The sequence below is a fragment of the Variovorax sp. EL159 genome (genome assembly GCF_900100965.1).
Lineage (GTDB): Bacteria > Pseudomonadota > Gammaproteobacteria > Burkholderiales > Burkholderiaceae_C > Variovorax.
In genome coordinates this window covers 1,045,365-1,068,640 of record NZ_FMUJ01000002.1, presented here as the reverse complement: position 1 = coordinate 1,068,640, position 23,276 = coordinate 1,045,365, and the positions used below count along the sequence as shown (strand labels likewise).

Annotated in this window: 30 protein-coding genes; 11 read left to right on the top strand and 19 right to left on the bottom strand. The window is 68.7% G+C overall.

All coding sequences use genetic code 11. The features are described from left to right. Positions 1-61 precede the first annotated feature (61 nt). The 8 genes from phnC to phnG form a co-directional block, all read right to left on the bottom strand. Entirely contained in the window at positions 62-943 is an 882-nt protein-coding gene (gene phnC / locus BLQ28_RS11175; RefSeq protein ID WP_093239073.1) for a phosphonate ABC transporter ATP-binding protein, read from the bottom strand. Positions 944-1,043: 100 nt separating this feature from the next. After that, complete coding sequence (locus BLQ28_RS11170; RefSeq protein WP_093239072.1) at positions 1,044-2,198, bottom strand: alpha-D-ribose 1-methylphosphonate 5-triphosphate diphosphatase; 1,155 nt, start codon at positions 2,196-2,198, stop codon at positions 1,044-1,046. Further along, a complete protein-coding gene (phnL, locus tag BLQ28_RS11165) occupies positions 2,195-2,908 on the bottom strand; it encodes a phosphonate C-P lyase system protein PhnL (RefSeq protein ID WP_093239070.1) in 714 nt (237 codons plus the stop codon). Before phnL ends, BLQ28_RS11170 begins: the two co-directional genes overlap by 4 nt. Beyond that, positions 2,905-3,693: a phosphonate C-P lyase system protein PhnK gene (phnK, locus tag BLQ28_RS11160; protein ID WP_093239069.1), complete on the bottom strand. Its 789-nt coding sequence runs from the start codon at positions 3,691-3,693 to the stop codon at positions 2,905-2,907. The genes phnL and phnK overlap by 4 nt, the downstream gene beginning before the upstream one ends. After that, positions 3,690-4,568 (bottom strand): alpha-D-ribose 1-methylphosphonate 5-phosphate C-P-lyase PhnJ, encoded by an 879-nt coding sequence (locus BLQ28_RS11155; protein WP_093239067.1) that lies wholly within the window; start codon positions 4,566-4,568, stop codon positions 3,690-3,692. Before BLQ28_RS11155 ends, phnK begins: the two co-directional genes overlap by 4 nt. Beyond that, positions 4,565-5,668: a carbon-phosphorus lyase complex subunit gene (locus BLQ28_RS11150; RefSeq protein ID WP_093239066.1), complete on the bottom strand. Its 1,104-nt coding sequence runs from the start codon at positions 5,666-5,668 to the stop codon at positions 4,565-4,567. The genes BLQ28_RS11155 and BLQ28_RS11150 overlap by 4 nt, the downstream gene beginning before the upstream one ends. Before the next feature lies 1 nt (position 5,669). After that, entirely contained in the window at positions 5,670-6,311 is a 642-nt protein-coding gene (phnH, locus tag BLQ28_RS11145; RefSeq protein ID WP_093239064.1) for a phosphonate C-P lyase system protein PhnH, read from the bottom strand. Continuing rightward, positions 6,308-6,811 (bottom strand): phosphonate C-P lyase system protein PhnG, encoded by a 504-nt coding sequence (gene phnG, locus BLQ28_RS11140; RefSeq protein WP_093239063.1) that lies wholly within the window; start codon positions 6,809-6,811, stop codon positions 6,308-6,310. The genes phnH and phnG overlap by 4 nt, the downstream gene beginning before the upstream one ends. A gap of 75 nt (positions 6,812-6,886) precedes the next feature. Here phnG and phnF point away from each other — a divergent pair, with 75 nt between their 5' ends. Genes phnF through phnN form a run of 3 tightly spaced genes read left to right on the top strand, consistent with a single transcriptional unit; the run spans position 6,887 to position 8,941 of the window. Next, positions 6,887-7,651: a phosphonate metabolism transcriptional regulator PhnF gene (gene phnF, locus BLQ28_RS11135; RefSeq protein WP_093239061.1), complete on the top strand. Its 765-nt coding sequence runs from the start codon at positions 6,887-6,889 to the stop codon at positions 7,649-7,651. After that, positions 7,644-8,387 carry a DUF1045 domain-containing protein gene (locus BLQ28_RS11130; protein ID WP_093239060.1) on the top strand — a complete coding sequence of 248 codons (744 nt, stop codon included), beginning with the start codon at positions 7,644-7,646 and terminating at the stop codon, positions 8,385-8,387. Before phnF ends, BLQ28_RS11130 begins: the two co-directional genes overlap by 8 nt. Beyond that, positions 8,384-8,941 (top strand): phosphonate metabolism protein/1,5-bisphosphokinase (PRPP-forming) PhnN, encoded by a 558-nt coding sequence (gene phnN, locus BLQ28_RS11125; protein ID WP_093239058.1) that lies wholly within the window; start codon positions 8,384-8,386, stop codon positions 8,939-8,941. The genes BLQ28_RS11130 and phnN overlap by 4 nt, the downstream gene beginning before the upstream one ends. Before the next feature lie 16 nt (positions 8,942-8,957). Here phnN and BLQ28_RS11120 read toward each other — a convergent pair whose 3' ends face one another. Both BLQ28_RS11120 and BLQ28_RS11115 read right to left on the bottom strand, forming a co-directional pair. Next, positions 8,958-9,854, bottom strand: a complete 897-nt coding sequence (locus BLQ28_RS11120; protein ID WP_093239057.1) for an SDR family oxidoreductase — start codon at positions 9,852-9,854, stop codon at positions 8,958-8,960. Between the two features lie 64 nt (positions 9,855-9,918). Next, on the bottom strand, positions 9,919-10,794 hold the full coding sequence (locus tag BLQ28_RS11115) for a helix-turn-helix transcriptional regulator (protein WP_093239055.1): 876 nt from the start codon (positions 10,792-10,794) through the stop codon (positions 9,919-9,921). Between the two features lie 83 nt (positions 10,795-10,877). Here BLQ28_RS11115 and BLQ28_RS11110 point away from each other — a divergent pair, with 83 nt between their 5' ends. Beyond that, the gene (locus BLQ28_RS11110) at positions 10,878-11,540 is read left to right on the top strand and encodes a glutathione S-transferase (RefSeq protein WP_093239054.1); all 663 of its coding nucleotides are present in this window, start codon (positions 10,878-10,880) and stop codon (positions 11,538-11,540) included. A gap of 15 nt (positions 11,541-11,555) precedes the next feature. Here BLQ28_RS11110 and BLQ28_RS11105 read toward each other — a convergent pair whose 3' ends face one another. Beyond that, positions 11,556-12,473: a LysR substrate-binding domain-containing protein gene (locus BLQ28_RS11105; RefSeq protein WP_093239457.1), complete on the bottom strand. Its 918-nt coding sequence runs from the start codon at positions 12,471-12,473 to the stop codon at positions 11,556-11,558. Between the two features lie 138 nt (positions 12,474-12,611). On the opposite strand from BLQ28_RS11105, the gene BLQ28_RS11100 reads away from it, so the two are divergent. Together BLQ28_RS11100 and BLQ28_RS11095 are read left to right on the top strand one after the other, a co-directional pair. Next, positions 12,612-13,928, top strand: coding sequence for an MFS transporter (locus BLQ28_RS11100; RefSeq protein ID WP_093239052.1), 1,317 nt, complete (start codon positions 12,612-12,614; stop codon positions 13,926-13,928). 43 nt (positions 13,929-13,971) lie between these two features. Next, entirely contained in the window at positions 13,972-15,078 is a 1,107-nt protein-coding gene (locus BLQ28_RS11095; protein ID WP_093239051.1) for a M14 family metallopeptidase, read from the top strand. A 107-nt stretch (positions 15,079-15,185) separates the two neighbouring features. Here the strand turns inward: BLQ28_RS11095 and BLQ28_RS11090 are convergent, their stop codons facing one another. The 4 genes from BLQ28_RS11090 to BLQ28_RS11075 form a co-directional block, all read right to left on the bottom strand. Continuing rightward, positions 15,186-15,983, bottom strand: coding sequence for an enoyl-CoA hydratase/isomerase family protein (locus BLQ28_RS11090; protein WP_093239049.1), 798 nt, complete (start codon positions 15,981-15,983; stop codon positions 15,186-15,188). A gap of 34 nt (positions 15,984-16,017) precedes the next feature. Then, positions 16,018-16,440 (bottom strand): hypothetical protein, encoded by a 423-nt coding sequence (locus tag BLQ28_RS11085; RefSeq protein ID WP_093239048.1) that lies wholly within the window; start codon positions 16,438-16,440, stop codon positions 16,018-16,020. 95 nt (positions 16,441-16,535) lie between these two features. After that, on the bottom strand, positions 16,536-16,808 hold the full coding sequence (locus BLQ28_RS11080) for a DUF2164 domain-containing protein (protein ID WP_093239047.1): 273 nt from the start codon (positions 16,806-16,808) through the stop codon (positions 16,536-16,538). 20 nt (positions 16,809-16,828) lie between these two features. After that, complete coding sequence (locus BLQ28_RS11075) at positions 16,829-17,332, bottom strand: GNAT family N-acetyltransferase (protein ID WP_093239045.1); 504 nt, start codon at positions 17,330-17,332, stop codon at positions 16,829-16,831. Positions 17,333-17,432: 100 nt separating this feature from the next. Between BLQ28_RS11075 and BLQ28_RS11070 the strand changes: the two genes are divergently transcribed. Together BLQ28_RS11070 and BLQ28_RS11065 are read left to right on the top strand one after the other, a co-directional pair. After that, on the top strand, positions 17,433-18,620 hold the full coding sequence (locus tag BLQ28_RS11070) for a lactonase family protein (protein ID WP_093239044.1): 1,188 nt from the start codon (positions 17,433-17,435) through the stop codon (positions 18,618-18,620). Positions 18,621-18,646: 26 nt separating this feature from the next. Next, complete coding sequence (locus tag BLQ28_RS11065; RefSeq protein ID WP_093239042.1) at positions 18,647-18,859, top strand: hypothetical protein; 213 nt, start codon at positions 18,647-18,649, stop codon at positions 18,857-18,859. Positions 18,860-18,890: 31 nt separating this feature from the next. Here BLQ28_RS11065 and BLQ28_RS11060 read toward each other — a convergent pair whose 3' ends face one another. The 3 genes from BLQ28_RS11060 to BLQ28_RS11050 all read right to left on the bottom strand — a co-directional run bounded on the left by BLQ28_RS11060 (position 18,891) and on the right by BLQ28_RS11050 (position 21,114). Beyond that, positions 18,891-19,799, bottom strand: coding sequence for a DUF808 domain-containing protein (locus BLQ28_RS11060; RefSeq protein ID WP_093239041.1), 909 nt, complete (start codon positions 19,797-19,799; stop codon positions 18,891-18,893). 116 nt (positions 19,800-19,915) lie between these two features. Further along, the gene (locus BLQ28_RS11055; protein ID WP_093239039.1) at positions 19,916-20,596 is read right to left on the bottom strand and encodes a PepSY-associated TM helix domain-containing protein; all 681 of its coding nucleotides are present in this window, start codon (positions 20,594-20,596) and stop codon (positions 19,916-19,918) included. Then, the gene (locus BLQ28_RS11050) at positions 20,596-21,114 is read right to left on the bottom strand and encodes a GNAT family N-acetyltransferase (RefSeq protein ID WP_093239038.1); all 519 of its coding nucleotides are present in this window, start codon (positions 21,112-21,114) and stop codon (positions 20,596-20,598) included. The genes BLQ28_RS11055 and BLQ28_RS11050 overlap by 1 nt, the downstream gene beginning before the upstream one ends. 84 nt (positions 21,115-21,198) lie before the next feature. Between BLQ28_RS11050 and BLQ28_RS32950 the strand changes: the two genes are divergently transcribed. Genes BLQ28_RS32950 through BLQ28_RS11040 form a run of 3 tightly spaced genes read left to right on the top strand, consistent with a single transcriptional unit; the run spans position 21,199 to position 21,922 of the window. Further along, complete coding sequence (locus BLQ28_RS32950) at positions 21,199-21,348, top strand: hypothetical protein (RefSeq protein ID WP_007833921.1); 150 nt, start codon at positions 21,199-21,201, stop codon at positions 21,346-21,348. Then, positions 21,345-21,629 carry a VF530 family protein gene (locus tag BLQ28_RS11045; RefSeq protein WP_093239036.1) on the top strand — a complete coding sequence of 95 codons (285 nt, stop codon included), beginning with the start codon at positions 21,345-21,347 and terminating at the stop codon, positions 21,627-21,629. Before BLQ28_RS32950 ends, BLQ28_RS11045 begins: the two co-directional genes overlap by 4 nt. Before the next feature lie 2 nt (positions 21,630-21,631). Beyond that, positions 21,632-21,922: a 2Fe-2S iron-sulfur cluster-binding protein gene (locus BLQ28_RS11040; protein ID WP_093239035.1), complete on the top strand. Its 291-nt coding sequence runs from the start codon at positions 21,632-21,634 to the stop codon at positions 21,920-21,922. A 4-nt stretch (positions 21,923-21,926) separates the two neighbouring features. Here the strand turns inward: BLQ28_RS11040 and BLQ28_RS11035 are convergent, their stop codons facing one another. Then, positions 21,927-23,255 carry an MFS transporter gene (locus BLQ28_RS11035; RefSeq protein ID WP_256327247.1) on the bottom strand — a complete coding sequence of 443 codons (1,329 nt, stop codon included), beginning with the start codon at positions 23,253-23,255 and terminating at the stop codon, positions 21,927-21,929. Positions 23,256-23,276: the final 21 nt, after the last annotated feature.

The following is a 23,276-nucleotide window of genomic DNA, read 5'->3' as shown; positions in this document are numbered from 1 at the left end:
GATGACTCCAAAAAGGGGAACGAAAAAAAGAGAAAGGAAACGTCGGGAAGACGCGTACGGTTCAGGCGGCCTTTGCCGGGCGCGTCGCCCAGGACACCACGGCGGGCTGCGGCAGCACGTGCACGCTCGCGCCCTCAGCTGCAACAGGCCCCGTCGGCCCCGCCGGCCGCAGAAGCTCTTCGGCCTGCACGCCGTACAGCGCATGCAGCAGCTCGGGCGTGAGCGCGGATGAAGGCCCGTCGAACACCACCTGGCCCTGGTTCAGCGCCACCACGCGCGGGCAGTACTTCATGGCGATGTCGACCTGGTGCAGCGACACGACCACGGTGCAGCCGTCTTCGCGATTGATGCGCGCCAGGATCTCCATGACCTTGCGCGACGATTCCGGGTCCAGCGACGCAATCGGCTCGTCGGCCAGCACCACCTTGGCGCCCTGCACCAGCGTGCGTGCGATGGCGGCGCGCTGCTGCTGGCCGCCCGACAGCGTGGACGCGCGCTGCGCGTGGCAGTCGGCAATGCCCACGCGCGCCAGCGCATCGAGGGCCAGTGCGCGCTCCTGCGCATTGAAGATCCGCATCCAGCTGCGCCACCACGGCATGCGGTGCAGCGAGCCGACCAGCACATTGACCAGCACCGGCAGCCGTGCCACGAGGTTGAACTGCTGGAACACGAAGCCCACCTGCGAGCGCACCTGGCGGATGTCGCGGTGGATGCGGCCGCCCTGCTGCACGCAGCGCCCGTCGATTTCCACCAGCGACTGCGTCGCGCCATCGGCCGCCACCAGCCCTGCGATGTGCCGCAGCAGCGTCGACTTGCCCGAGCCCGAGGCGCCGATCAGCGCCACCATCTCGCCGCGCGCCACGTCGAGGTTGATGTCGCGCAATGCATGCCGCCCGTTGGCGAAGTGCTTGTTGAGCTGGCGGATGTGAAGGAGAGTGTTCATGTGGCTGGGCCTCAAGTCGTCTAGACAAATGCAGTCTCGCCAACCGGTATGACGCGGCGGCGACACTTCCGCGACGCCCGCATGTCACGCGGATTTCAGATCAGATGACGCGACGCCCCTCGCGCCACACGCCGCGCACCAGCGGATGCCGCGCGCCGTCGGACAAGGTGCACATGCGCACCTGCACCAGGTCCGCGCGCAGGCCGGGCGCGAGCGCGCCACGGTCGTGCAGCCGCGCGGCATGTGCTGGCGTGCGTGTCACCATGGCCACGGCCTGCGGCAGCGTGGCGAGCCCGTCGTCCACCAGCCGCATCGCCGCACCCAGCAGGCTGCTCGGCACGTAGTCGGACGAGAGGATGTCGAGCAGCCCGTCGCGCGCCAGGTCGGCCGCCGCCACGTTGCCCGAATGCGAGCCGCCGCGCATCACGTTCGGTCCGCCCATCACATTGGCGAGGCCGTGGGCACGCGCCGCGCGCGCGGCCGCCATCGTGGTCGGAAACTCCGACATGCTCGCGCCCTCGGCGTGGGCCTGCTCCACATGCGCCACCGTGGTGTCGTCGTGGCTTGCGAGCGCAATGCCATGCGTGCGGCAGTAGTCGACGAAGTGCCGGCGATGCGGCTGCGCGTACTCGGTCTGCAGCCTGCCCGACTCGGCCACGCGCAGCTCGAACTTGCTGTCGCTCCAGCCCTTCTTGCCGGTGTAGTAGACGCGCGCCAGCTCGATGTTCTCCCACTGCCGCTGGCCCGGCGTGTGGTCCATCAGCGAGATCAGCGACACGCGTGCGTGCCCGCGAAAGGGCTCGAACAGCTCGATGGTGTTGGGCGCGGGCAGCTCGCAGCGCACGTGCAGGTGATGGTCGGCGCGCAGCACGTCCTGCGCGGCGCAGGCGTCGAGCATCGACAGCGTCGAGCCCCAGGTGCTGCCGCGCAGGCTTTCGGGGTCGGCCTCGCCCACGCCGAGCGCATCGAACACCGTGGTGATGCCGGCGGCAGCCACCTCGGCGTCGTGCGCCAGCAGCGCGGGCAGCGGGTTCCAGTGCACCTTGGGCCGTGGCATCAGGTGGCGCTCGAAGTTGTCGGTGTGAATCTCCACCAGGCCGGGCAGCAGGTAGTCGCCGTCCAGGTCGATCGTGCCTTCGGCGCTTGGGCCATCGTGAATGGCGTCGATGCGGCCACCGGCCACCGACAGCGAACCCGACACCACCTCGCTCGGCAGCACCATGCGTGCGTTCGAGAACACCATGCCCACGCTCATGACTGGCTCCTGAATTCGCCGACGTTGACGCGGCGCGTGGCCACCGCCGCGCCCACCTCGGCATCGTGAAAGATCCCGACCGTGGCGGCGCCGCGCGCCGTGGCCTCGCGGATCAGCGCGATAACCGTGTCGGTGTTGGCCGCGTCCAGCGACGCGGTGGGTTCGTCCAGCAACAGCAGCGGCTTGGGCTTGATCATGTTCCGGGCGATGTTGATGCGCTGCTGCTCGCCGCCCGAGAAGGTGGCGGGCGGCAGGTGCCACAAACGCTCGGGAATGCGCAGGCGCGTGAGCCAGCGGCGTGCGTCTTCGCGCGCGGCCTCGATGCCGGCGGGGTCATCACCCGCGTCTTCGGCCAGCGGCTCGGCCACCACGTCGAGCGCCGGCACGCGGGGAATCACGCGCAGGAACTGGCTCACGTAGCCGATGGTGTCGCGGCGCAGGCGCACCAGCTCGCGCGGCGTGACCTGCGTCACGTCGACCGGGCCGTCGCCCGACTGCACGGTGATGCGGCCTTCGCTCGCGCGGTAGTTGGCATAGATGAGCTTGAGCAGCGTGCTCTTGCCCAGGCCCGAGGCGCCGTCGAGCACCACGCATTCGCCGGCCGACACGCTCAGCTCGACCTGGTCGAACACCGACAGCTCGAGCTGGTTCTGGTGGTGCAGCGTGAAGCGCTTGGCCACGCCCTGGATGCAAAGCAAAGGGGTCGTCATGGGGTCAGTACCGAAGAAACGAGCAGTTGGGTGTAGGCGTGCTGCGGGTCGTCCAGCACCTGGTCGGTAAGACCCGACTCGACCACGCGGCCGTGCTGCATCACGACCATGCGGTGCGCGAGCAGCCGCGCCACGGCCAGGTCGTGCGTGACCACGATGGCGGCCAGCTGCATCTGCCGCGTGAGCTGGCGCAGCAGGTCGAGCAGGCGCGCCTGCACCGACACGTCGAGGCCCGAGGTCGGCTCGTCCATGAACATCAGGCGCGGCTGCGTCACGAGGTTGCGCGCGATCTGCAGGCGCTGGCGCATGCCGCCCGAGAAGGTGCGGGGCGCGTCGTCGATGCGCTGCGGATCGATCTCCACGCGCTGCAGCCATTCGGCGGCGGCGGCGCGCAGGCGGCCGTAGTGGCGCTCGCCCAGGCCCATGAGCCGTTCGCCGACGTTGGCACCGGCCGATACGTCCATGCGCAGGCCGTCGGCCGGGTTCTGGTGCACGAAGCCCCAGTCGGTGCGGGCCAACAGGCGTTGCTGGGCCTCGGTCATCGCGAAGACGTCCTGCAGCCCGCCGCCGCGCACCTGGAACTCGACGCTGCCCGCATCGGGCTTGTCGCGTGCGGCAATCGCGTTGAGCAAGGTCGACTTGCCGGAGCCCGACTCGCCGACCACCGCCAGCACTTCGCCGGGCCAGAGATCGAAAGACGCGTCGTGCAGCGCCACGCGGTCGCCGTAGCGCTTGCCGATGCCGCGCACGCGCAGCAAGGGAGGATGGGAAAGGGCTGCGTTCATGCGAGGGCCTGCTGTTCTTCGGGTGCGACCTGCCCGGCCTGCGCCTGCTGGCGCGACTGGCAGTAGTCGGAGTCCGAGCACACATGCATGCGCGAGCCCCGGTCGTCGGTGATGATTTCGTCGAGAAAGCTGTCGGTCGCGCCGCACAGCGCGCAGGGTTCGTCCCAGCGCTGCACCTCGAACGGATGGTCTTCGAAGCCCAGGCTTTCGACCGGCGTGTAGGGCGGCAGTGCGTAGATGCGCTTTTCGCGGCCGGCGCCGAAGAGCTGCAGCGCTGGGTTCATGTGCAGCTTCGGGTTGTCGAACTTCGGGATCGGCGACGGCGACATCACATAGCGGCCGTTGACCAGCACCGGGTAGTCGTAGGTGGTGGCGATGTGGCCGTAGCGCGCGATGTCCTCGTACAGCTTCACGTGCATCAGGCCGTACTCGGCCAGCGCGTGCAGCGTGCGCGTGGTGGTCTCGCGCGGCTCCAGCCGCTGCATCGGCTCGGGCACCGGCACCTGGTAGACCAGCACCTGCCCTTCGGCCAGCGGCGCTTCGGGGATGCGGTGGCGCGTCTGGATCAGCGTGGCATCGGTGGTGCGCGTGGTGGTTTCCACGCCCGTGGTGCGCTGGAAGAAGCGGCGGATGTTGACCGCGTTGACGGTGTCGTCCGAGCCCTGGTCGATGACCTTGAGCACGTCCTTCGGCCCGATCACGGCGGCCGTGACCTGGATGCCCCCGGTGCCCCAGCCATAGGGCAACGGCATCTCGCGCGAACCGAAGGGCACCTGGTAGCCGGGAATGGCCACCGCCTTCAGGATGGCGCGGCGGATCATGCGCTTGGTGCGCTCGTCGAGGTAGGCAAAGTTGTAGCTGATGGCGGTGGTCATGGCTGTTCTCCCGTGGCTTCCTCGTTCGTGCCGGCAGACGCGCGCATCTTTCGCACCAGTTCGAGTTCGGACTGGAAGTCGACGTAGTGCGGCAGCTTCAGGTGCTGCACGAAACCCGAGGCTTCGAGGCTGTCGCTGTGCGAGAGCACGAACTCCTGCATCTGCGCGGGGGCTTCGACCGGCTCGCCCAGTTCCTCCGCACGCAGCGCGCGGTCGACCAGGCTCATCGCCATGGCCTTGCGTTCGCTGTGACCGAAGGCCAGGCCGTAGCCGCGCGTGAACTGCGGCGGCTCGGTCTTGCTGCCGGCGAACTGGTTCACCATTTCGCATTCGGTGAACTCCATGTCGCCGATGGAGATGGTGAAGGGCAGCTCTTCGGGCGCCAGTTCCAGCTCGACGGTGCCCACGCGGATCTCGCCGACGAAGGGGTGGCTGTGCGAGTAGCCGCGCTGCGTCGAATAGGCCATGGCCAGCAGAAAGCCTTCGTCGCCACGCGCAAGGTTCTGCAGGCGCGTGGCGCGGTCGGCCGGAAAGCGCGGCGGCGTGCGCGTGAGGTCCACGGGTGCCGGGTCGCCGGGCGGCACCTCGTGGGTTTCGATCAGGCCTTCGTGGTTCAGCAGGTCGACCACGCGCGGTGTGACGGTGGGTGCGGCCACGCCTTCGCACGCCTCGGCCTGTGGCGACGGCTGCGCATTGGCCAGCAGCGTGAAATCGAGCAGGCGCTGCGTGTAGTCGTAGGTCGCGCCCAGCACCTGCCCGCCCGGCAGGTCCTTGAAGGTGGCGGAGATGCGGCGGTCGAGCTGCATGCGCGCGGTGTCGAGCGCAACGCTGGTGCCCAGGCGCGGCAGCGTGGCGCGGTAGGCGCGCAGCAGGAAGATGGCTTCGACCATGTCACCCGACGCCTGCTTGATGGCAAGCGCGGCCAGCTCGGGGTCGTACACCGAGCCTTCGGTCATCACGCGATCGACCGCGAGCTTGAGCTGCCCACGGATCTGCGACACCGACAGCTCGGGCGTGCCCGCATCGCCGCGGCGTTGTTCGGCCAGCAGTTCGTAGCTGCTGAGGATGGCGGCTTCACCGCCCTTGACGGCAACGTACATCTCAAGCCCCCTGTTCTTCGACGTGCGCTTCGATGCGCGTGGTGCGCGGCAGGCCGACGATCTGCTGCGGCGCGGCCAGAAACATGTCGATGCCGCGTGGGAACCCGGCGTGGTTGGCCGCCCATTGCGACGTGAAGGCAGAAGCGCCGGGATGCGGCAAGCCATCGACCTCGATCCGCGTGCTGTGCTGGATGCCGGGGCCCCGCAACGTCCAGCCGGCCGTGCCGCCTTCGGTCAACGCAGCCACGTCGAGCACGCACGTTGCCGACTGGTCCGGGTAGGCGTCGCTGCCATGGGCAAAGCTGCCGAGCGGCGGGCACGCATCGCCCTGTGCGACCCATGCGAACTGCGCGTTCTCCGGCGCGTCGACCAGCACGCAGCCGGTGTGAAAGCGCAGCCATGCGGCCGCATCGCTGCCCGCCAGCGAGGGCGAGAGCCAGAGCGTGCAATCGGGATCGAGCAGCGCCAGCAGCAGCGCAGCCGATGCGGCATGGCCACGCGACGGCGTCTGCGCGTCGTGCGGTAGCGCGATCACGCGGCCGGGATGCGACAGCGCCTGCAGCGCTGCGCGAAACACCGACTGGCTGCCCAGTGCCGCGTCGGAAAAGCCGGCGCCGAGTTTCGACAGATCGTGCGCGTTCATTCGTCGCCCTCCTCTTCGTCGGCGCCACCGGCTTCGCGTGCGACGGTGAAGAACTCGACCTTGCTGCTCTGCGCGCGGGCGTGGCGCTTGGCACGCTGCAGCGCGAGGTGGCGGCGCACTGGCACCAGCAGTTGCGTGTTCAGCGTGGCCTGCTGCGCCGGGTCTTGCAGCAGTGCATCGGCCACGGCCGCCAGTTGCGCGTGGCGGTGCGAGCGGCCCAGCACGTAGGCAACGCCGACGGCATCGCTCACATCGCCCAGACGCAATGCGCAACGCGTGACCGTGACCTCGCCCACGTTGAATCGCTCGCCCGTGCCGCCGGCGCGGCCCTGCACCATCACCAGCCCCGTTTCGGGCGGACGCAGCCAATGCGGCGCACGCTGCGCATGCGCGCCCAGCGCAGGTTCGAGCATGTCGAGCGGTGCCCGCGCCAGCGTCGCCATCCACTGCGCACGGTCGAGCGGGCGCTCTGCGGGTTCCGTGTCAAAAGCATGAAACATGAAAGTGATATTCTGAAAGTTGTATAGACAAATTGAACAACCGGCGCGAGCTTAGAGAGCGCACAAGACGACTTCATGACAAGCACAACAAGTTCTCCCGCATCGCTTCCCGCACGCTCCGAACGCCCGGCGCGCGACAGTTTCTGGACCCGCATCGCCGCCGATCTCGCCGACGCCATCGCGCGCGGCGTCTATCCGCCGGGGCAGCGCCTGCCCTCCGAACACGCGCTGGCCGAGCAGTTCGGCGTCAATCGCCATACCATCCGGCGCTCGCTGGCCGACCTCATCAGCCAGGGCCTGTTGCGCGCGACGCAAGGCAGCGGCACCTACGTCGAGGAGTTCGCGGTCGACATCGCACTGGGCAAGCGACCGCGCCACCATCAGCGGCTGGCGCAGGCGGGGTTGCGCGGTGCGCTGCATGTGGTGGCATCGAGCACCGTGCGCGCCACTGCCGCGCAGGCCCGTGCGCTGGGCGTGCCGGCGCGCAGCACACTGCTGTGCCTGAACGTGATCGGTGACGCCGAAGGCCAGCCGCTGCACTTCAGCGAACGCTTCTTTCCGCTGCCGCGCTTCGCCGGGCTGGAGGCCGTGGTGCACGAGACCGGCTCCATCACCGCCGGCTTCGCGGCCCACGGCGTGGACGACTACACGCGGCGCGAAAGCCGCATCACCGCGCAGATGCCCGAGTCGCCGGTGGCCGCGCAATTGCGCCAGCCGGTCGGCCGGCCGGTGCTCTTCGTCGAGAGCGTGAACGTGGACACGGCCGATGTGCCGATCGAATACGCGCGCACCTGGTTCGCGGGCGACCGCACCACGCTGACGGTGAAACACGATGACTGAGCGCCACGCCCACTCGCCGCAACTGCATCGCAAGGCACACCGCTACGCCGCGTACTACGCGCCCGCCATCGACAGCGCGTGGTGGAAGGCCGGCAGCGACTGGCTCGGCCGCTGCGCCGCCAGCGGCGAAGCAAGGCCGCAGCCGGTCTTCGACGGACTGCCGGTCGACCTGCAGCGCAAGGCGACGGCCGCGCCACGCCGCTACGGATGGCACGCCACGCTCACGGCGCCCTTCACGCCATGGCCGCACATCGAGGAAGCGACCTTGCGCGACGGACTGCAAACGCTCTGCCAGGCCTGGGAGCCGTTCACCATGCCCGCGCTCGAAGTCGCACTGCTAGACGACTTCCTGGCACTGGTGCCCGCGCGGCCGAGCCCCGCGCTGCAGGCGGTGGCCGGTGCTTGCGTGACGGGGCTGCATGCCTTTGCCGAACCGTTGTCGCCCAGCGAACTGCAACGCCGCCGCGCGGCCGGCCTCACGCCCGAAGAAGACGCGCTGCTGGTGCGATGGGGCTACCCCTTCGTGCTGGAGCGCTTCCGCTTTCACATGTCGCTGACGGGCTCGCTGCGCGACACCGAGCCCGCCGTGGTCGACACCCTGCGCGCGGCGGCGCGGCGGCATTTCGCGCCGCTGCTGGCGTCGCCGCCCTTGCGCTTCGAGGCCATCAGCCTCTTCGCCGAACCCACGCCGGGCGCCGACTTCATGTGCCTGGCGCAGATGGAGCTGGGCCGGTGACCGGGCGGCTCGTGTACGTCGCCGGCCCCTCGGGCGCGGGCAAGGACAGCCTGCTCGCGTGGCTGAAGGCGCAGCTGGCACCCGACGCACCGGTCGCCTTTGCACGCCGCACGATCACGCGCGCCGCCACGGCCGATGGCGAGCAGCACGACAGCGTCGACATGCGCGGCTTTCTGCACCTGCGCGAAGCCGGCGCCTTCGGGCTCGACTGGGCGGCCAATGGCCTGTGCTACGGCGTGCGCCATGCCGAGCTGCCACCGCGACGCGGCAGCGAGGTCGTGATCGTCAACGGGTCGCGCGCCTACCTGCCCGAAGCGGCGCAGCGCTATCCCGACATGACGGTGGTCCACGTCACGGCCAGTGTCCAGACCCTGCGGCAGCGCCTCATGGCCAGAGGGCGCGAGTCGGCGGAGATGGTCGAGGCGCGGGTGCAGCGGGCGCTTGATTTCCGGATGCCGCCGGGCCTGGCCGGTATCGAGATCCACAACGACCGTGCGCTGGCCGAGGCCGGCGCACAGCTCGCGCACGCGCTCCAGCTGACCGCCTTTGCATGAGGCACGGCCGCCGCGTCTACATCTCGAACGCTTCGACCTGCCGCCCATCGATGTCGGTGAAGCCGTACTCCCGTGCGAGGTCGGCCACGCGCAGCACATCGCCGCTCTTGGCCATCACCCCTGGATCGCCCGCCAGCGCGGCGATCGCACGCCCCAGGTAGCGCGGCGATTCCGTGCGCGCCAGCGGCGGGTGCTCATGCCAGTGCGCCTCGTCGGTTTTGTAGGCGGCCAGCACGAATTCGGTACGCATCCAGCCTGGCGATACGGCGATGGACGCGACGTTGTGCGGTCGCAGGTCTTGCGCCATGCCAAAGGCCAGCCGTGTCATCGAGGCCTTGGCGAGGTCATAGAAGAGGCTGCCGCGCAGGTAGTGGCCACGGTCCCAGAAGGTGGTGGTGAGCACCAGCCCCTTCTTCCGCCGCACCATCAGCGGCGCGGCGCAACGGCTGGCCACGAGGTGGTTGCGCACGCCACGGTCGAACATCGAATCCCAGTTCGACAGCGGGTGCTCCCAGAACGGCGCCTCGAACACACCGTTGAAGGTCTCGTGGCCGCCCCATGCGTTGTTGACGAGCAGGTCGAGCCGGCCCGCGTCTTTCTCCACGCGCGCGAAGAGTGCCGCCACTTCTTCTTCGCGCGTGTGGTCGCATCGCACGGCGATGCCGCGCCCGCCCATGCGGGTGACTTCGTCGGCCGTGTCGTCGATGCTGCCGGGCACGGCCTGCATGTCTGACAGGGCCAGCAGCTGCCCGTAGGTGGCCGCGGGTTGTTCGCGCGTGCTGCGCCCGGTGACGTACACGGTGGCACCGGCGGCGCCCAGTTCCTGCGCGATGCCGCGCCCGGCCCCACGGCTTGCGCCGGTCACCACGGCCACGCAGTCTTTCAATGGGCGGTTGGCGCTTTCTGTCTTCATGTCGGGTTGCTCCTTCGATCTGCTTCGATCTGCCTGCTTGAGAGCCGGCGAAGATAGTTCGCCCTCAGGCCGCCGTCTTGGAAGAACCCGAAACCGCATGCCCCATGAACTCGGTCGGTGTGACACCACAGAGCGCCCGGAATTCGTTCACCAGATGCGACTGGTCGTAGAAGCCACCATCGACCGCCACGTCCGCCCAGGCGGGCGAAGGCTGCAGGCGCAATGCGCGCAGGCAGGCATGCAGCCTTGCGAGCCGGCTCCATGCGCGCGGCGACAGGCCCACGTGCGCGTGAAAGAGCTGCTGCAGGCGCCGCTCGCCCACGCCGACAGCGGCAGCCACGTCGCGCACGGACTTGCGCCCGCCCGATGCGGTGATGAGCCGTGCCGCATGCATCGCAGTGGCAGCGGAGCCGCGCGCGACATCGCCATCGAGCAGCCGGCGTTGCAAGGCAGCGTGCAGCAACACACCGCGCGCCATGTCGTCCGACGCCTCGGCCATGCGCTCCAGCAACTCGGCGCCTTCGCCATGCCACAGCGCATCGAGGTGCACGGCCGTGCCACCGATCTCACCGGCCGGCACGCCCAGCAAGACTGCTGCGGCACCGGGGCGCAGCGTGACGGAGAGCCCTTCCACCCGCCGGCGCATGCGCACCACCACCGGTGCGGTCGATGCGCCGATAGCCTCCACCGCATGCCCCTCGCCGTCGTCCGCGGACGGTGCATCGCCGAAGTTGAAGATCAGCCGCACCGCGCCATCGGGCAGCACGCGCTCGCGCATCTCGTGGCCTTCGGCGAAGGTCTCGCGGTACAGCAGGATGTGCGAGACATGCGCCCGCAACGCGGCCCCTACCGGCAGTGCGCGCAGCGTGCCGGCGGGCACGCCCGATTCCGGCCCGTGCAATGGGTCGTCGTCGAGGCGAAGGAAGAGGCGTTCGGCCATGGCCGCCGATTGTGATGAAAACCCCGTGCCGGCGCGAGCCGCCGGCCGTCGCTGAAAATCGGAGGCTTCGCCCGCAAGTACGCATGTCCGCCACCGACCTCCCCGTTCTTTATTCGTTCCGCCGCTGCCCCTATGCGATGCGGGCCCGGCTCGCGCTGGTCGCGAGCGGCCAGCACTGCGAGCTGCGCGAGGTTGTGCTGAAGAACAAGCCTGCCGAAATGCTCGCCGCCTCGCCCAAGGGCACGGTGCCCGTGCTGGTGATGGCCGACGGCACGGTGCTCGAACAAAGCCTGGACGTGATGCGCTGGGCGCTGCAGCGCAGCGACCCGCACCATTGGCTGCAGCCCGGCGTGGGCACGCTCGACGACATGCTGGCGCTGGTGGCCGCATGCGACGACGGGTTCAAGCCCCAGCTCGATCGCTACAAGTACCCCGGCCGGTTCACTGACACGAACGTGGGCAACGCCGCCCGCGAGCAGGGTGCGCAGTTCCTTCGCGATCTCGAAGCCCGGCTCTCGGCCTCGGCCCACCTGGCAGGCGCGCACGCCACGCTGGCCGACGCCGCCGTCATGCCCTTCGTGCGCCAGTTCGCGATGGTCGAGCCGGCATGGTTCGATGCGCAGCCCTGGCCGCGCCTGCACGCGTGGTTGTCGGGCTGGACGGACTCAGCGCTGTTCGCACGCGCCATGCACAAGTACGCGCCCTGGCAAGGCGGCGAACGCGGCGTCGACTTTCCTCCAGCCTGATCCGCGCCCTTCGGCTTAGCCCGCCTTCGCGGCCATCGCAGCCGCCGACGCACGCTGCACGCATTCCACGAAGTGCTGCGCCGCCGGCGTCAGCAACTGGCCCTTGCGCTTGATGACGCACACGTTCAGCGTCGGCAGCGCCTCTTCGATCTCCACGCGGCGGATGCCGTGACGCTTGAAGGCGAGCTTGACCAGCGGCTCGACGAACAACCCGATCAGGTCCATGTGCCCGACCAGCCCCAGCGCCACCGTGACCGACTGCCCCTGGATGACGCGCGCCGGTGGCGGCAGGCCCAATGGCATGAACAGCGGCGCCACCGCATCGCCACCGCGCTGGCCGTGGTCGTCGCCCGGCAGGATCCATTCGCCTTCGTACAGGTCCATCAGCGAGCGGCTCGCGCGCAGCGGATGGCGCTCGCGCAGGCCCACCACCAGTTGCACGGGGAACAGCTCGATGGTCTCGAACTGCGGGTCGAGCCGGCCCGGCACCACGTGCGCGACCGCGAAGTCCAGGTAGCCGTCGCGCAGCCGCGCCAGCATCCACGGCAGCACCGCCTCGCTGAACTGCACGTCGACCGCGGGCAGGCGTGTGTGGAAGTCCTTGAACGCGGCGGGCAGCACGGTCAGCGCGAACGATGCGCTCACCGCCAGCGAGATGGAACCGGTGGCGCCGTTGCGGATCTGCGCGATCTCGTCGCGTGCGCGCTGCATGTCGGCCAGCAGCAGCCTCGCCCGGGGCGCGAAGGCCCTGCCGAACTCGGTGAGCCGCACGCCCTTGACGCTGCGCTCGACCAGCGGCGCCCCCACTTCGCGCTCCAGCTCGCGCACGATCTTGGTCACGGCCGGCTGCGAGATGCCCAGGACGCGCGCCGCGGCACGGATGCTCATCTGCTCGATCACCGCCACGAAGGCGTGCAGCTGGTTGGGCTTCATGAAAACCAAAAGTTATCTTTGACGCCCAATTATTGTCTTTTCATGACAGCGGCGAGTCTCTAGCATCCGGCGCGGTCGCGGTGTATGCAGATACCTTCGACCGACATCCTCGAAAAGCAAGACACACACTGGAGAGACATGAGCACCCCAAGCAAGCAGCCCTCGGCGTCCGCGCAAAGGCGCCAGACCATCGTGGCCACCACCATCGGCAACGGGCTGGAATTCTTCGACTTCACGGTCTATGGCTTCCTGGCCCTGGTGATCGGCAAGCTGTTCTTTCCGACCTTCAATTCATACGGCCAGCTGCTGCTGACGGTGGCCAGCTTCGGCGTGGGGTTCATCATGCGGCCGCTGGGCGGCATCGTCATCGGCGCGTATGCCGACCGCGCGGGCCGCAAGAAGGCCATGACGCTGACGATCTTCCTGATGGCGCTGGGCTGCGCGCTGATCGCCTTCACGCCCACCTACGCGAGCATCGGCGTCGCGGCGCCGATCATCATCGTGCTGGCGCGGCTGATCCAGGGCTTTTCGGCCGGCGGCGAAGTGGGCGCATCGACCACGCTGCTGGTCGAGCACGCCACACCGGCCAACCGCGGCTACATGGCAAGCTGGCAGTTCGCAAGCCAGGGCCTGGGCGTGCTGCTCGGCGCCGTGGTGGTGGGCGCGCTGACCGCCGCGCTGTCCACCGAAGCCATGCAGAGCTGGGGCTGGCGCGTGCCTTTCGTCCTCGGCATGCTGATCGCGCCGGTGGGCATGTACATCCGCCGCCACCTCGAAGAATCGCTCCATATCTCGCCGGCCGAAGCCGCCGCCCCGCGCGAAAGCAGCCTGAAGATCGTCTGCACGCAGCACGGCAAGACGGTGCTGGCCGCCATCCTCGCGCTGATCGGCGGCACCACGGCCGCCTACGTGGTGACCTTCTACATGCCGACCTACGCCGTGCGCGAGCTGGGCTTCACGCCATCGGTGGCGCTGATCGGCGCGGCCCTGACCGGCCTGATCTCGTTCGCGCTCGCGCCCTTCGTCGGCAAGCTGTCGGACGTGGTGGGCCGCAAGCCGCTGATCTTGTGGAGCCGCGTCGCGCTCGCGATCGTGATCTACCCGGCCTTCCTCTGGCTCAATGCCTCGCCGACGCCGACAGTGCTGTTCGTCGTGCTCGGCGCGCTGAGCGTCGGCCTCGTGGCGCAGACGGTGCCCGGCATCACGATGCTGCCCGAGATGTTCCCGAAGGCGGTGCGCGCCAGCGGCATGTCGCTGGTGTACAGCGTGGGCGTCGCGCTGTTCGGCGGCTTCGCGCCCTTCATCAGCACCTGGCTGGTGAACGCCACCGGCAGCAAGCTTGCACCGGCCTGGTACCTGGTGGGCATGACGGTGGTTTCGCTGCTGGGCCTGCTCTGGCTGCGCGACCACACCGGCCGCGACATCGATGCCGCCAACGCGTACGCGCGGACCTGACTGACCCCACATTCACCCCCACTTACCGCACAGGAACCACTCCATGCCAACCACACAACGCAGCGCCGCCACCCGCCACTTCTCGGGCACGTATGTCGAAGCCCGCGCCAAGTTCCTCGATGCCGCCGCACAGCGCGGCGCGGCCGTCGAATCCTTTGTGCTCGACGCGCACCGCGGCGCGCTCGGTGAAGAACTCGCCACCGACGTGGCGCTGATCGGCGCCATCGACGCCAAGAAGCTGCTGCTCGTGACCTCAGGCACGCACGGCCCCGAGGGCTTCTGCGGCTCGGGCGCGCAGATCGCCACGCTGAACGACGCGGACCTGCTCTCGCGACTGGCGCAGGCCGGTGTGGCGCTGCTGCTGGTGCACGCGGTCAACCCGCACGGCTTCTCGCACCTGCACCGCACGAACGAAGACAACATCGACCTGAACCGCAACCACATCGACTTCAATGCGCCGCTGCCGGTGAACGCCGGGTACGCCGAGGTCGAGCCGCTGGTGCTGCCCGCCACCTGGCCGCCGACACCCGCGGACGAAGCGGCCGTGGCCGCCTACATCGGCAAGCACGGCATGACCGCCTTCCGCGCGGCCGTCACCAAGGGCCAGTACACCTCGCCCGATGGCCTCTTCTACGGCGGCACCGCGCCGTCGTGGAGCAACAAGACCATCCGCGCGATCCTGCGCAAGTACGCGGCATCGGCCACGCACATCGGCTGGATCGACGTGCACACGGGCCTGGGGCCCTACGGCCATGGCGAGAAGATCTACCCGGGCCGCAACACGCCCGAAGACCTCGCGATGGCGCATGCATGGTGGGGCGCCGACGTGTTCGCACCCTTTGCCGGCGACTCGGCCTCGGCCGACGTGTCGGGGCCGGTCATCTCGACCGCCTACGACGAATGCCCGAACGCGCGCGTCGCGCCGATGGGCCTGGAGTTCGGCACGCTGCCCGACCTCGAAGTGCTGACCTGCCTTCGCGCCGACACCTGGCTGCGCCGCCACCCCGAGGCACCGGAAGCGCAGAAGCGCGAGATCCGCGCGCAACTGCGCGATGCCTTCTATTGCGACAACGAAGAGTGGAAGGGCATGGTGCTGGGCCAGACGCGTGTCGTGCTGCTGCAGACGCTGCAGGGCCTCAAGTCGAGCTAACCCCCAGTCTTCGCGCACTTCGTGTCGCTTCGCCAACCCCCTTGCAGGGGGCGACACCAGCGGCCCGGCAAAGCCGGTTCCGCGGTGTCCCGCGAGAAATCAGGAAATCAGCCGAAGTTCGGCGCGCGCCGTTCGCGCAGCGAGGCCACGCCTTCGCGCACGTCGGCGCCCGCGAAGCCCATGAATTCGAGCGCCAGCGAGGCGTCGAAAGTCGGCCCGGCCTGGCGCAGCCAGTTGTTGAGCGCGTACTTGGTCAGACGAATGGCGCTCTGGCTACCGGCCGCCAGCCGGTCGGCCACTTCGTAGGCACGCGGCAGCAGGTCGGCTTCGTCCACCGCGAGCGACACCAGGCCGATGCGCTCGGCCTCTTCGCCGCTCACCGGTTCGCACAGCAGCAGGTGGTACTTGGCCTTGGCCATGCCGCACAGCAGTGGCCACACGATGGCCGCGTGGTCGCCCGCCGCCACGCCCAGGCGCGTGTGGCCGTCGACGATCTTCGCGTTCTTCGCGGCGATGGAAATGTCGGACAGCAGACCGGCCACCAGCCCCGCGCCCACCGCCGGGCCGTGCATGGCGCTCACGATGGGCTTGTCGCAGTTGATGAGGTTGTAGACGAGGTCGCGCGCCTCTTTCCACACGCGCTGGCGCACCGCGTCGTCGGTGGTCATGTCCTGCACCATGCCCAGGTCACCGCCGCCCGAGAAGCCCTGCCCTTCGCCCCGCAGCACCGCGCAGCGCACCGTGTCGTCGGCCGACACGTCGCGCCAGATTTCGGCCAGCTCGCGATGCCCGTCGTGACCGGCCGTCGGCAGCTTGCCGTTGGTGGCGCGCATCTGGATGTCGAGCACCGCCCCATTGACGCCACGGCGCGTGATGGCAAGGGTCTGGTAGCGGGCGTAGTCCATGGCGGGGTGTCTCTTTCTTTCGTCTCTCTTTTGCCTATTTCCTGGCGGCCACTTCGCGGCAGCGCTGCACGTTGGCATCGAAGCGCGACGCCAGCCCGGGCTCGCATTCCTCGGAAGGCGTGAGCCTGCACATGCCGACGACCACGTAGTCCATGACCGCCGAAGTGCACATCGGGTAGGCCGCCAGGTCGGGGTTGGCCTTGACCTTGAAGCCCCAGCGCTCCGAAAACTGCACCGTTCGGGCCATCGCGCCGCTGAAGAAGCTGCGGTCTTTCGCGGCGATGGCGGCCTCCATGCGGGGCAATTCCTCGTTCAGGTAGCCGACCGAATCCAGCGGAAAGGCGGACGGGTCTTGCTGCGCGCCGGCCAGCGAGGCCGCCAACACGAGCGGCAGGACGGCAAGGGTGCGCGGCAGCGAACAGAACATGGAGCGGATGGGCGTGCGGTGGTGTTGCATGGCTTCGGATTCTGCAACGTTTGGAAGCACTTTTGAATTCGTCGCGATGCGCCGACGCGACGCTCCAGGGTCGGGGCACCGGTACGGGCCTGTGCCTAGCGCCCCTTTTTCTGCTTGTCGAACTTGCGCCAGTACTGGAATTCGTCCTCGTGCACTTCGAGATCGACCTCCGAAAGGCGGGACTGCAGCCGCTCCTGCACGTCGGTGACGGCCTTGTTGTAGACCACGGGCCCGACCTCTTCGAGAAAGAAACCGAGCAGCGCACCCGCCCCGATGTTGCCGATGGGCTCTTCCATGTTCTCGCGGAAATAGCGCTCGATGGAGGTGATGGCCTGCTGTCGCGCTTCCTTCGATATCTCGATGCTCACGGGTGTCTCCAGGGGTTCGGTCAATCGATTGTGCCGGGGGCGGGTTTGGCGACGAAGCCGCGCTCCACGTCGCCACGGAATCCGACGGACTCGTAGAGGCCGTGCGCCTCCTGGCGCGCCACGCCCGACAGCAGCAGGACTTTGCAGCAATCCTGCCGCCAGGCCAGCGCCAGTGCATGTTGAAGCACCACGCGGGCCAGCCCGCGCCTGCGGAAAGCAGCCGCCGTGATCACGTGCTCGATGACGCCGATACGGCGGCCGCCGCTGGCGAGGTTCGGAAGCGTCGCCAGCATGCAGGTGGCGCCCAGCCGGCCATCGATCTCCGCGACGACGACGCAGGCATGCGGGTCGTCGACGATGCCAGCCCACAGCCGCATCGCGTCGGCCGGCAACAGCACCAGGTCGTGCGGCCGGAGTTCGGCGTACAGCGCCTGCACCGCGGCGAGGTCGTCCATCCGGGCTTCACGCACATGGGCTCCTGCATTGGCGGAAATGGCAGGAGAGGTGTTTGTCGAGGTGTTCATGGCAGGACCGGATGGCGGCGATTTTTCGCATTCTCGCTACCATCCGCTGCCGGGCCGCGCGGCACGGACCACGACGACACAACAACACGGAGACAGCGCCATGAAGTTTCGCCCTGCCGCACTGGCGGCCCTTGCCCTCGCCGTCCTCTCGGGCTGCAGCACCCTCACACCCACCGTGCCGCAGCGCCAGCTGATGCTGGTCGCCAACGACGAGAAGCAGTCGTGGAACGATGCCGGCGCCGTGATCCTCGGGCCGATGGGGCGCGACACGGTACAGGTGCTGGACATCGGCACCGATCCGCTTGCACCAAAGATCCTCGGCACCCTGCAGCTGGACAACACCATCGCCGGCCCGCCGACCAACCTGGCGATCACGCCCGGCGAAACGCTGGCGCTGGTCGCCAATTCGCTCAACGTGGTCGAAGACAACGGCACGCGCAAGCAGGTGCCCGACAACCGCCTGTTCGTGATCGACCTGACCACCACGCCGCCCAGGCTGATCGATACGCTGCAGATCGGCAAGCAGCCCTCGGGCCTGTCGATCAACCGCGCGGGCAACCTTGCGCTGGTGGCCAACCGCGCCGACAACTCGGTGAGCGTGCTGCGCATCGCGGGCAAGAAGGTCACGCTGATCGACACCGTGGCCATGGGCGACTCGGTGGCGCACGTGCGCTTCACGCCTGACGGCAAGCGCGCGCTGGCCGCCAAGTTCCCGAGCCACAAGATCGCGCTGCTCGACGTGAACGGCGAGAAGGTCAGCTACAACAAGGTCGACCTCGCGGCGGGCCTGTGGCCCTACAACGTGGACGTGACGCCCGACGGCAAGCTCGCGCTGACGGCCGACAACGGCAACGCCGGCGCATCGGACGGCCAGATCGACACCGTGAGCGTGATCGACATGGAAGCCGCGCCGCCGCGCGTGGTCGACAAGGTGGTGGTCGGCGACGGCCCCGAAGGCCTGGCCGTGAGCCCGACCGGCAGGCACGCGGTGGCGGTGATCCTGCGCGGCAGCAATGCCGCGAAGAACGCCTACTTCTACAACCGCAACGGCTCTGTTGTGCTGCTGAAGATCGACGGCAAGAAGGTCACGCGCGCCAACGAGGTCGAGGTGCGCGGCCTGCCCGAAGGCGTGGTGTGGAGTGCCGACGGCAAGTACCTCTACGTGGGCAACTTCATCGACCAGGACATCACGATCCTGCGGCTCGATGGCGACACGCTGGTGCCGACGGGGAAGTCGTTTCCGCTGCAGGGGCATCCGGCCTCGATGCGCGGGACAATGACGCACTGACTCACTCATTTTTTGACCCAGAAGCCATGGCGCAACCCAAACGACAACTCCGCACGCTCGAACGCGGCATCCTCTGCCTCGTGATCGGCGCCGCCGTTCTGCTGGGGCCCCGTTTCCTGCAGGGCACGCGCTGGTTCGAGATGGTGGCGGGTGCCTACCTGGTCGGCTGGTTCGCGCTGGTGCTGGGGGCCGCGTTGATCGTGGTCGAGCTGGTCAAGCGCGGCAAGTCGCGCCAGTAGCAGCAGCAGTAGGAAACGCGCGGCGGCAGGCTCAGGCCTTCTTGCCGCGCAGCTTGCCGACCAGCTCCACACCCGCCAGCACGATGGCGCCGGCCACGACGCCCACGCCGGCGTTTACGCCCATCGAGCCGAGCGTGCCGAACACGCCGCCCGTGGCTTTGGCCCAGTCTTCGACCGCATGGCCAAGCGCGGGCACGCCGTGCACCAGGATGCCGCCGCCCACGAGGAACATGGCCGCCGTGCCGGCGACCGACAGGGCCTTCATGAGCCAGGGCGCGGTGGCGAGGATGCCCCGGCCCAGGGCGCGTGCGGCGGCGCTGGCGCGCTGGCTCAGGTAGAGGCCCGCGTCGTCGAGCTTCACGATGCCGGCCACCAGGCCGTAGACGCCGATGGTAATGATGAGTGCGATGCCGACCAGCACGCTGAGCTGCGTCGTGAACGGCTGGCCCTGCACGGTGCCGAGCGTGATCGCGATGATTTCGGCCGAGAGGATGAAGTCGGTGCGCACGGCGCCCTTGATCTTGTCCTTTTCCATCGCCACCACGTCGATCGCGGCATCGGCCACGGCCTTCTCATGGCGCTCGGTGTCAGCCTCGTGCGTCTTCTTGTGCAAGAACTTGTGCGCGAGCTTTTCGGTGCCTTCAAAGCAGAGGAAGGCGCCGCCCACCATGAGCAGCGGCGTCACCAGCCAGGGCAGCCAGGTGCCGATGGCCAGCGCCGCGGGCACCAGGATGGCCTTGTTGATGAACGAGCCCTTGCACACGGCCCACACCACGGGAATCTCGCGCTCGGCCCTGACGCCGGACACCTGCTGCGCATTGAGCGCCAGGTCGTCGCCCAGCACGCCGGCCGTTTTCTTGGCGGCCACTTTGGTGAGGATCGACACATCGTCAAGAACGGTCGCGATGTCGTCGAGCAGCAGGAGCAGGCTGGTGGCCATGGGCAAGGAAGGGGCTGAAAAGAAGCGGCGAGCTTATCCGCAGCCGCCAGGTACCCCGGCAATACCCGTACGCCCGAGCCCCGAACGCAGGGCTGGACGCGAAATTTGTCTGCGGACTAGAGCGCGCTGAGCGCGATCGCCAGCATGGCGGCCAGCGAGGCACCGAACAGCGCGAGCCCCACGCGGCGGCGGCGGTGCGTGAGCATCCACAGCGCCACGCCCGAGATCGACAGAAAGATCAGGCTGCCGGCCAGCGTATCGACCAGCAGGATCCACGGCAGCGACATGCCGCCGCCCTTGTGCATGTTGGTGAGCGTAGCGACAAAGCCGTTGTGCGTGGTGTTCACGCCGACCGAGCGGTTGCCCTGCCAGTACTCGGCCTGCACCATTTCGTTGGGGCCGCCGAAATTGAACACCCAGTGCGCCGGCTGCGTGAGCGCGGGGGCGCTCTTGTCGCTCTTGTCGGCCCAGGCCACCGGCTTGGCCGGCTCGATGCGGGTGGTGTTGGGCGGCCCGCTCATGCGCAGCGCGCCCTGCAGCCACTGGCTCATGGCCTCTGGCGTTTCGGGCACCGGATCGGGCAGCGCCAGCTGGGCGCGGGTGCGCTCCTGGGCCTGCGGCAGCTTCAGCACGTTGCGGTGGTTGAGCCAGATGCCGCTGAAGCCGAACAGCAATCCCAACACCGCGCCCCACAGCCCGAACCAGCCGTGGGTACGGCGAATCCATTGCACGGCAGTCGTGCGGCGCTGGTGGGCCCGCACGCGTGCTGCGTGGCCGGGAGAGCTGTCGTGCGTCATCAGGCTACGCTGCGCTTGAGGCGGATTTCTTCCACGCGCACGGTGCCCAGGGCGGTGGTCTTGGCGGTCTTCATCTCGCGCTTGAAGCCGGCGAGTTCGTGGAAGCGCATGGCGCGGTCGTTGCGGATGGGCACCCAGATGGTGACCGTGGTGCAGCCCTCTTCTTCGAGGCCTTCACGGGCCGCGTCCCAGAGGGCCACGCCCACGCCCTTGTCCCAGTGTTCGGGCTTGACGTAGATGGCCCAGATTTCGCCGGTGGTGGGCGGCGTCTTGGGGTCGCGCGAGCGGTCGAAGCCGACGAAGCCGACGATTTCGCTGCCGAGCACGGCCACGCGCACCTGCGGTTCGCTGTACTCGATGGCTTCGCGCCACTTGGCTTCGCGGGAGGCCGGGGCCAGAACGCGCAGGTCTTCTTCCGGCAGGATGCCTTCGTAGGCGGCCTTGGCGGCCAGGGCATGGACTTCGGCGACGGCCTTGGCGTCGCGCAGAGTGGCGGGGCGAACTTCGTAATCTGACATGAATGCGGGGAAATCAATGGAACCGCGTATTGTCGCCGCACCGCTAAACTGCCCGTTGCATCCGTAGCATCAACAGGAGAAATCATGGCCAAGGGTCAGCAACGCAGCACCAAGGAAGCAAAGAAACCGAAGAAGGACACCTCGCCACCCAAGCCCGTGGGCACGGGCGGCATCGAGCCGGTCCGCACGATCACCACCGCGGTGATCCCTCGCGGCAAGCTCAAGAACAAGTGACCGACGAGACGCCGGCGCCGGCCAGGCCCACCCAGCCGCGCAACCCGTTGCACGGGCTCACGCTGGAGGCCATCGTGACGGCGCTGGCCGACTACTACGGCTGGGAGCACCTGGGCGAGCTGGTGCCCATCCGCTGCTTCATGATCGACCCCAGCGTGGGCTCCAGCCTCAAGTTTTTGCGCAAGACGCCGTGGGCGCGCGAGAAGGTCGAGAGCCTCTATCTCTTCATGCTGCGCGAGCAACGCCGCGAACAGCAGCAACAGAATCCGACGTCGCCGTGACGATGAGGGTCCGCCTCGAACCGTCAGGCCTGGAATTCGAGACCGAAGCCGGCACCACGCTCCTGAAGGCGGCCGAGGCGGCCGGCATCGAGCTGCCGAGCTCGTGCCGCAACGGCACCTGCCGCACCTGCATCTGCCAGAAACTGTCTGGCGAAACGCGCCACACCATCGAATGGCCCGGCCTGAGCGTCGACGAAAAAGACGAAGGCTGGATTCTTCCCTGCGTGGCCGAGGCGCTGGGCGACCTCGTGCTCGACGCGCCGAAGGCGTTCTCGCTCTTCCCCGACGGATGAAGCGCTACATCGTTCCGGGCGAGTTGGCAGCAACAGGCACAGCGGGCCTTGCCACCGTCATCCGGTCGCGCTGCGCCAGCGACGGGAACAACCGAAACCAGGTCAACGCCACCAGCATCGTTCCCACGCCGCCCACGACCACCGAGCCGACCGGCCCGAGCAGTGCCGCCGTGGCGCCCGACTCGAACTCGCCGAGCTGGTTGCTCGCTCCGATGAAGATCGAATTGACCGCGCTCACCCGCCCGCGCATGGCGTCGGGCGTTTCGAGCTGCACCAGCGTCTGGCGGATCACCACGTTGACCATGTCGGCCCCGCCGGACACCGCCAGCGCGATCAGCGACACGATGAAGCTCTTCGACAGGCCGAACACCACCATGCACAGGCCGAAGAGCGCAATCGCCATCAACAGCGTGCGCCCGATGTGGCGCTCGACCGGCCGCCGCGTGAGCGCGATCGACATCACCAGCGCCCCCACTGCGGGCGCGCCGCGCAGCAGGCCCAGCCCCCACGGCCCGGTGTGCAGGATGTCCTTGGCGTAGATCGGCAGCAGCGCCACCGCCCCGCCCAGCAGCACCGCGAACAGGTCGAGCGAGACGGCGCCCAGCACGGGCTTGCGTTTCCAGATGAAGTCGACGCCCGCGAACACCGTGGCCAGCGTGACCGGCTCGCGCGCGGCCGGCGTGTAGGCATAGCGCAGCCGCAGCACCAGCGCGCAGGCCGTGGCGAAGAAGGCCACGCTCGCGCCATAGACCACCGCCATGCCCGCCACGAACAGCAGCCCACCGAGCGCGGGCCCGCCGATGATCGCGCCCTGCATGCCGGCCGAGCTGAAGGCCATCGCGCGCGACAGCATGGTGGGCGGCACCAACAGCGGCGTCAGCGCCTGTTGCGCGGGCATCTGGAAGGCCCGCACCGCGCCGAGCACCAGCGACAGGCCCAGCAGCAGAGCGCGCGAGTCGTGCTTTTCGAGCACTGCCAGCAGCAGCGTGAGCGCCACCAGCCCCTGCACCGCGAAACAGGCGGCCACGATGCGGCCGCGATGGTGGCGGTCGACGATGTGGCCGGCCAGCAGGGCCAGCAGCAGCGCGGGCACGAACTGGTAGAGCCCCACGAGGCCGAGGTCCCAGGCGCTGCCGGTCAGGTCGTACATGTGCCAGCCGATGGCCACCAGCAGCATCTGCGAGGCGGCGGTGCCGAAGAGCCGCGCCGTCCACATCTGCATGAACGGGCGCTCGCGCGTCAGGTCGGAAAAGCTCGGTGGAGGGGCCACGGTGCCGGGCAAGACGGCGGCAGGGTCTGGGGGAGGGTTGGAGGCAGGAGCGGGGCCGGACATTCGCTCAAGGATAGCCGAGGC

What these genes read in the sequence shown, in the direction of transcription:
- phnC (WP_093239073.1), bottom strand. Translation starts at nt 943, where the DNA reads ATGAACACTCTCCTTCACATCCGCCAGCTCAACAAGCACTTCGCCAAC.
- BLQ28_RS11170 (WP_093239072.1), bottom strand. Translation starts at nt 2,198, where the DNA reads ATGAGCGTGGGCATGGTGTTCTCGAACGCACGCATGGTGCTGCCGAGC.
- phnL (WP_093239070.1), bottom strand. Translation starts at nt 2,908, where the DNA reads ATGACGACCCCTTTGCTTTGCATCCAGGGCGTGGCCAAGCGCTTCACG.
- phnK (WP_093239069.1), bottom strand. Translation starts at nt 3,693, where the DNA reads ATGAACGCAGCCCTTTCCCATCCTCCCTTGCTGCGCGTGCGCGGCATC.
- BLQ28_RS11155 (WP_093239067.1), bottom strand. Translation starts at nt 4,568, where the DNA reads ATGACCACCGCCATCAGCTACAACTTTGCCTACCTCGACGAGCGCACC.
- BLQ28_RS11150 (WP_093239066.1), bottom strand. Translation starts at nt 5,668, where the DNA reads ATGTACGTTGCCGTCAAGGGCGGTGAAGCCGCCATCCTCAGCAGCTAC.
- phnH (WP_093239064.1), bottom strand. Translation starts at nt 6,311, where the DNA reads ATGAACGCGCACGATCTGTCGAAACTCGGCGCCGGCTTTTCCGACGCG.
- phnG (WP_093239063.1), bottom strand. Translation starts at nt 6,811, where the DNA reads ATGTTTCATGCTTTTGACACGGAACCCGCAGAGCGCCCGCTCGACCGT.
- phnF (WP_093239061.1), top strand. Translation starts at nt 6,887, where the DNA reads ATGACAAGCACAACAAGTTCTCCCGCATCGCTTCCCGCACGCTCCGAA.
- BLQ28_RS11130 (WP_093239060.1), top strand. Translation starts at nt 7,644, where the DNA reads ATGACTGAGCGCCACGCCCACTCGCCGCAACTGCATCGCAAGGCACAC.
- BLQ28_RS11120 (WP_093239057.1), bottom strand. Translation starts at nt 9,854, where the DNA reads ATGAAGACAGAAAGCGCCAACCGCCCATTGAAAGACTGCGTGGCCGTG.
- BLQ28_RS11115 (WP_093239055.1), bottom strand. Translation starts at nt 10,794, where the DNA reads ATGGCCGAACGCCTCTTCCTTCGCCTCGACGACGACCCATTGCACGGG.
- BLQ28_RS11110 (WP_093239054.1), top strand. Translation starts at nt 10,878, where the DNA reads ATGTCCGCCACCGACCTCCCCGTTCTTTATTCGTTCCGCCGCTGCCCC.
- BLQ28_RS11105 (WP_093239457.1), bottom strand. Translation starts at nt 12,473, where the DNA reads ATGAAGCCCAACCAGCTGCACGCCTTCGTGGCGGTGATCGAGCAGATG.
- BLQ28_RS11100 (WP_093239052.1), top strand. Translation starts at nt 12,612, where the DNA reads ATGAGCACCCCAAGCAAGCAGCCCTCGGCGTCCGCGCAAAGGCGCCAG.
- BLQ28_RS11095 (WP_093239051.1), top strand. Translation starts at nt 13,972, where the DNA reads ATGCCAACCACACAACGCAGCGCCGCCACCCGCCACTTCTCGGGCACG.
- BLQ28_RS11090 (WP_093239049.1), bottom strand. Translation starts at nt 15,983, where the DNA reads ATGGACTACGCCCGCTACCAGACCCTTGCCATCACGCGCCGTGGCGTC.
- BLQ28_RS11085 (WP_093239048.1), bottom strand. Translation starts at nt 16,440, where the DNA reads ATGCAACACCACCGCACGCCCATCCGCTCCATGTTCTGTTCGCTGCCG.
- BLQ28_RS11075 (WP_093239045.1), bottom strand. Translation starts at nt 17,332, where the DNA reads ATGAACACCTCGACAAACACCTCTCCTGCCATTTCCGCCAATGCAGGA.
- BLQ28_RS11070 (WP_093239044.1), top strand. Translation starts at nt 17,433, where the DNA reads ATGAAGTTTCGCCCTGCCGCACTGGCGGCCCTTGCCCTCGCCGTCCTC.
- BLQ28_RS11065 (WP_093239042.1), top strand. Translation starts at nt 18,647, where the DNA reads ATGGCGCAACCCAAACGACAACTCCGCACGCTCGAACGCGGCATCCTC.
- BLQ28_RS11060 (WP_093239041.1), bottom strand. Translation starts at nt 19,799, where the DNA reads ATGGCCACCAGCCTGCTCCTGCTGCTCGACGACATCGCGACCGTTCTT.
- BLQ28_RS11055 (WP_093239039.1), bottom strand. Translation starts at nt 20,596, where the DNA reads ATGACGCACGACAGCTCTCCCGGCCACGCAGCACGCGTGCGGGCCCAC.
- BLQ28_RS11050 (WP_093239038.1), bottom strand. Translation starts at nt 21,114, where the DNA reads ATGTCAGATTACGAAGTTCGCCCCGCCACTCTGCGCGACGCCAAGGCC.
- BLQ28_RS32950 (WP_007833921.1), top strand. Translation starts at nt 21,199, where the DNA reads ATGGCCAAGGGTCAGCAACGCAGCACCAAGGAAGCAAAGAAACCGAAG.
- BLQ28_RS11040 (WP_093239035.1), top strand. Translation starts at nt 21,632, where the DNA reads ATGAGGGTCCGCCTCGAACCGTCAGGCCTGGAATTCGAGACCGAAGCC.
- BLQ28_RS11035 (WP_256327247.1), bottom strand. Translation starts at nt 23,255, where the DNA reads ATGTCCGGCCCCGCTCCTGCCTCCAACCCTCCCCCAGACCCTGCCGCC.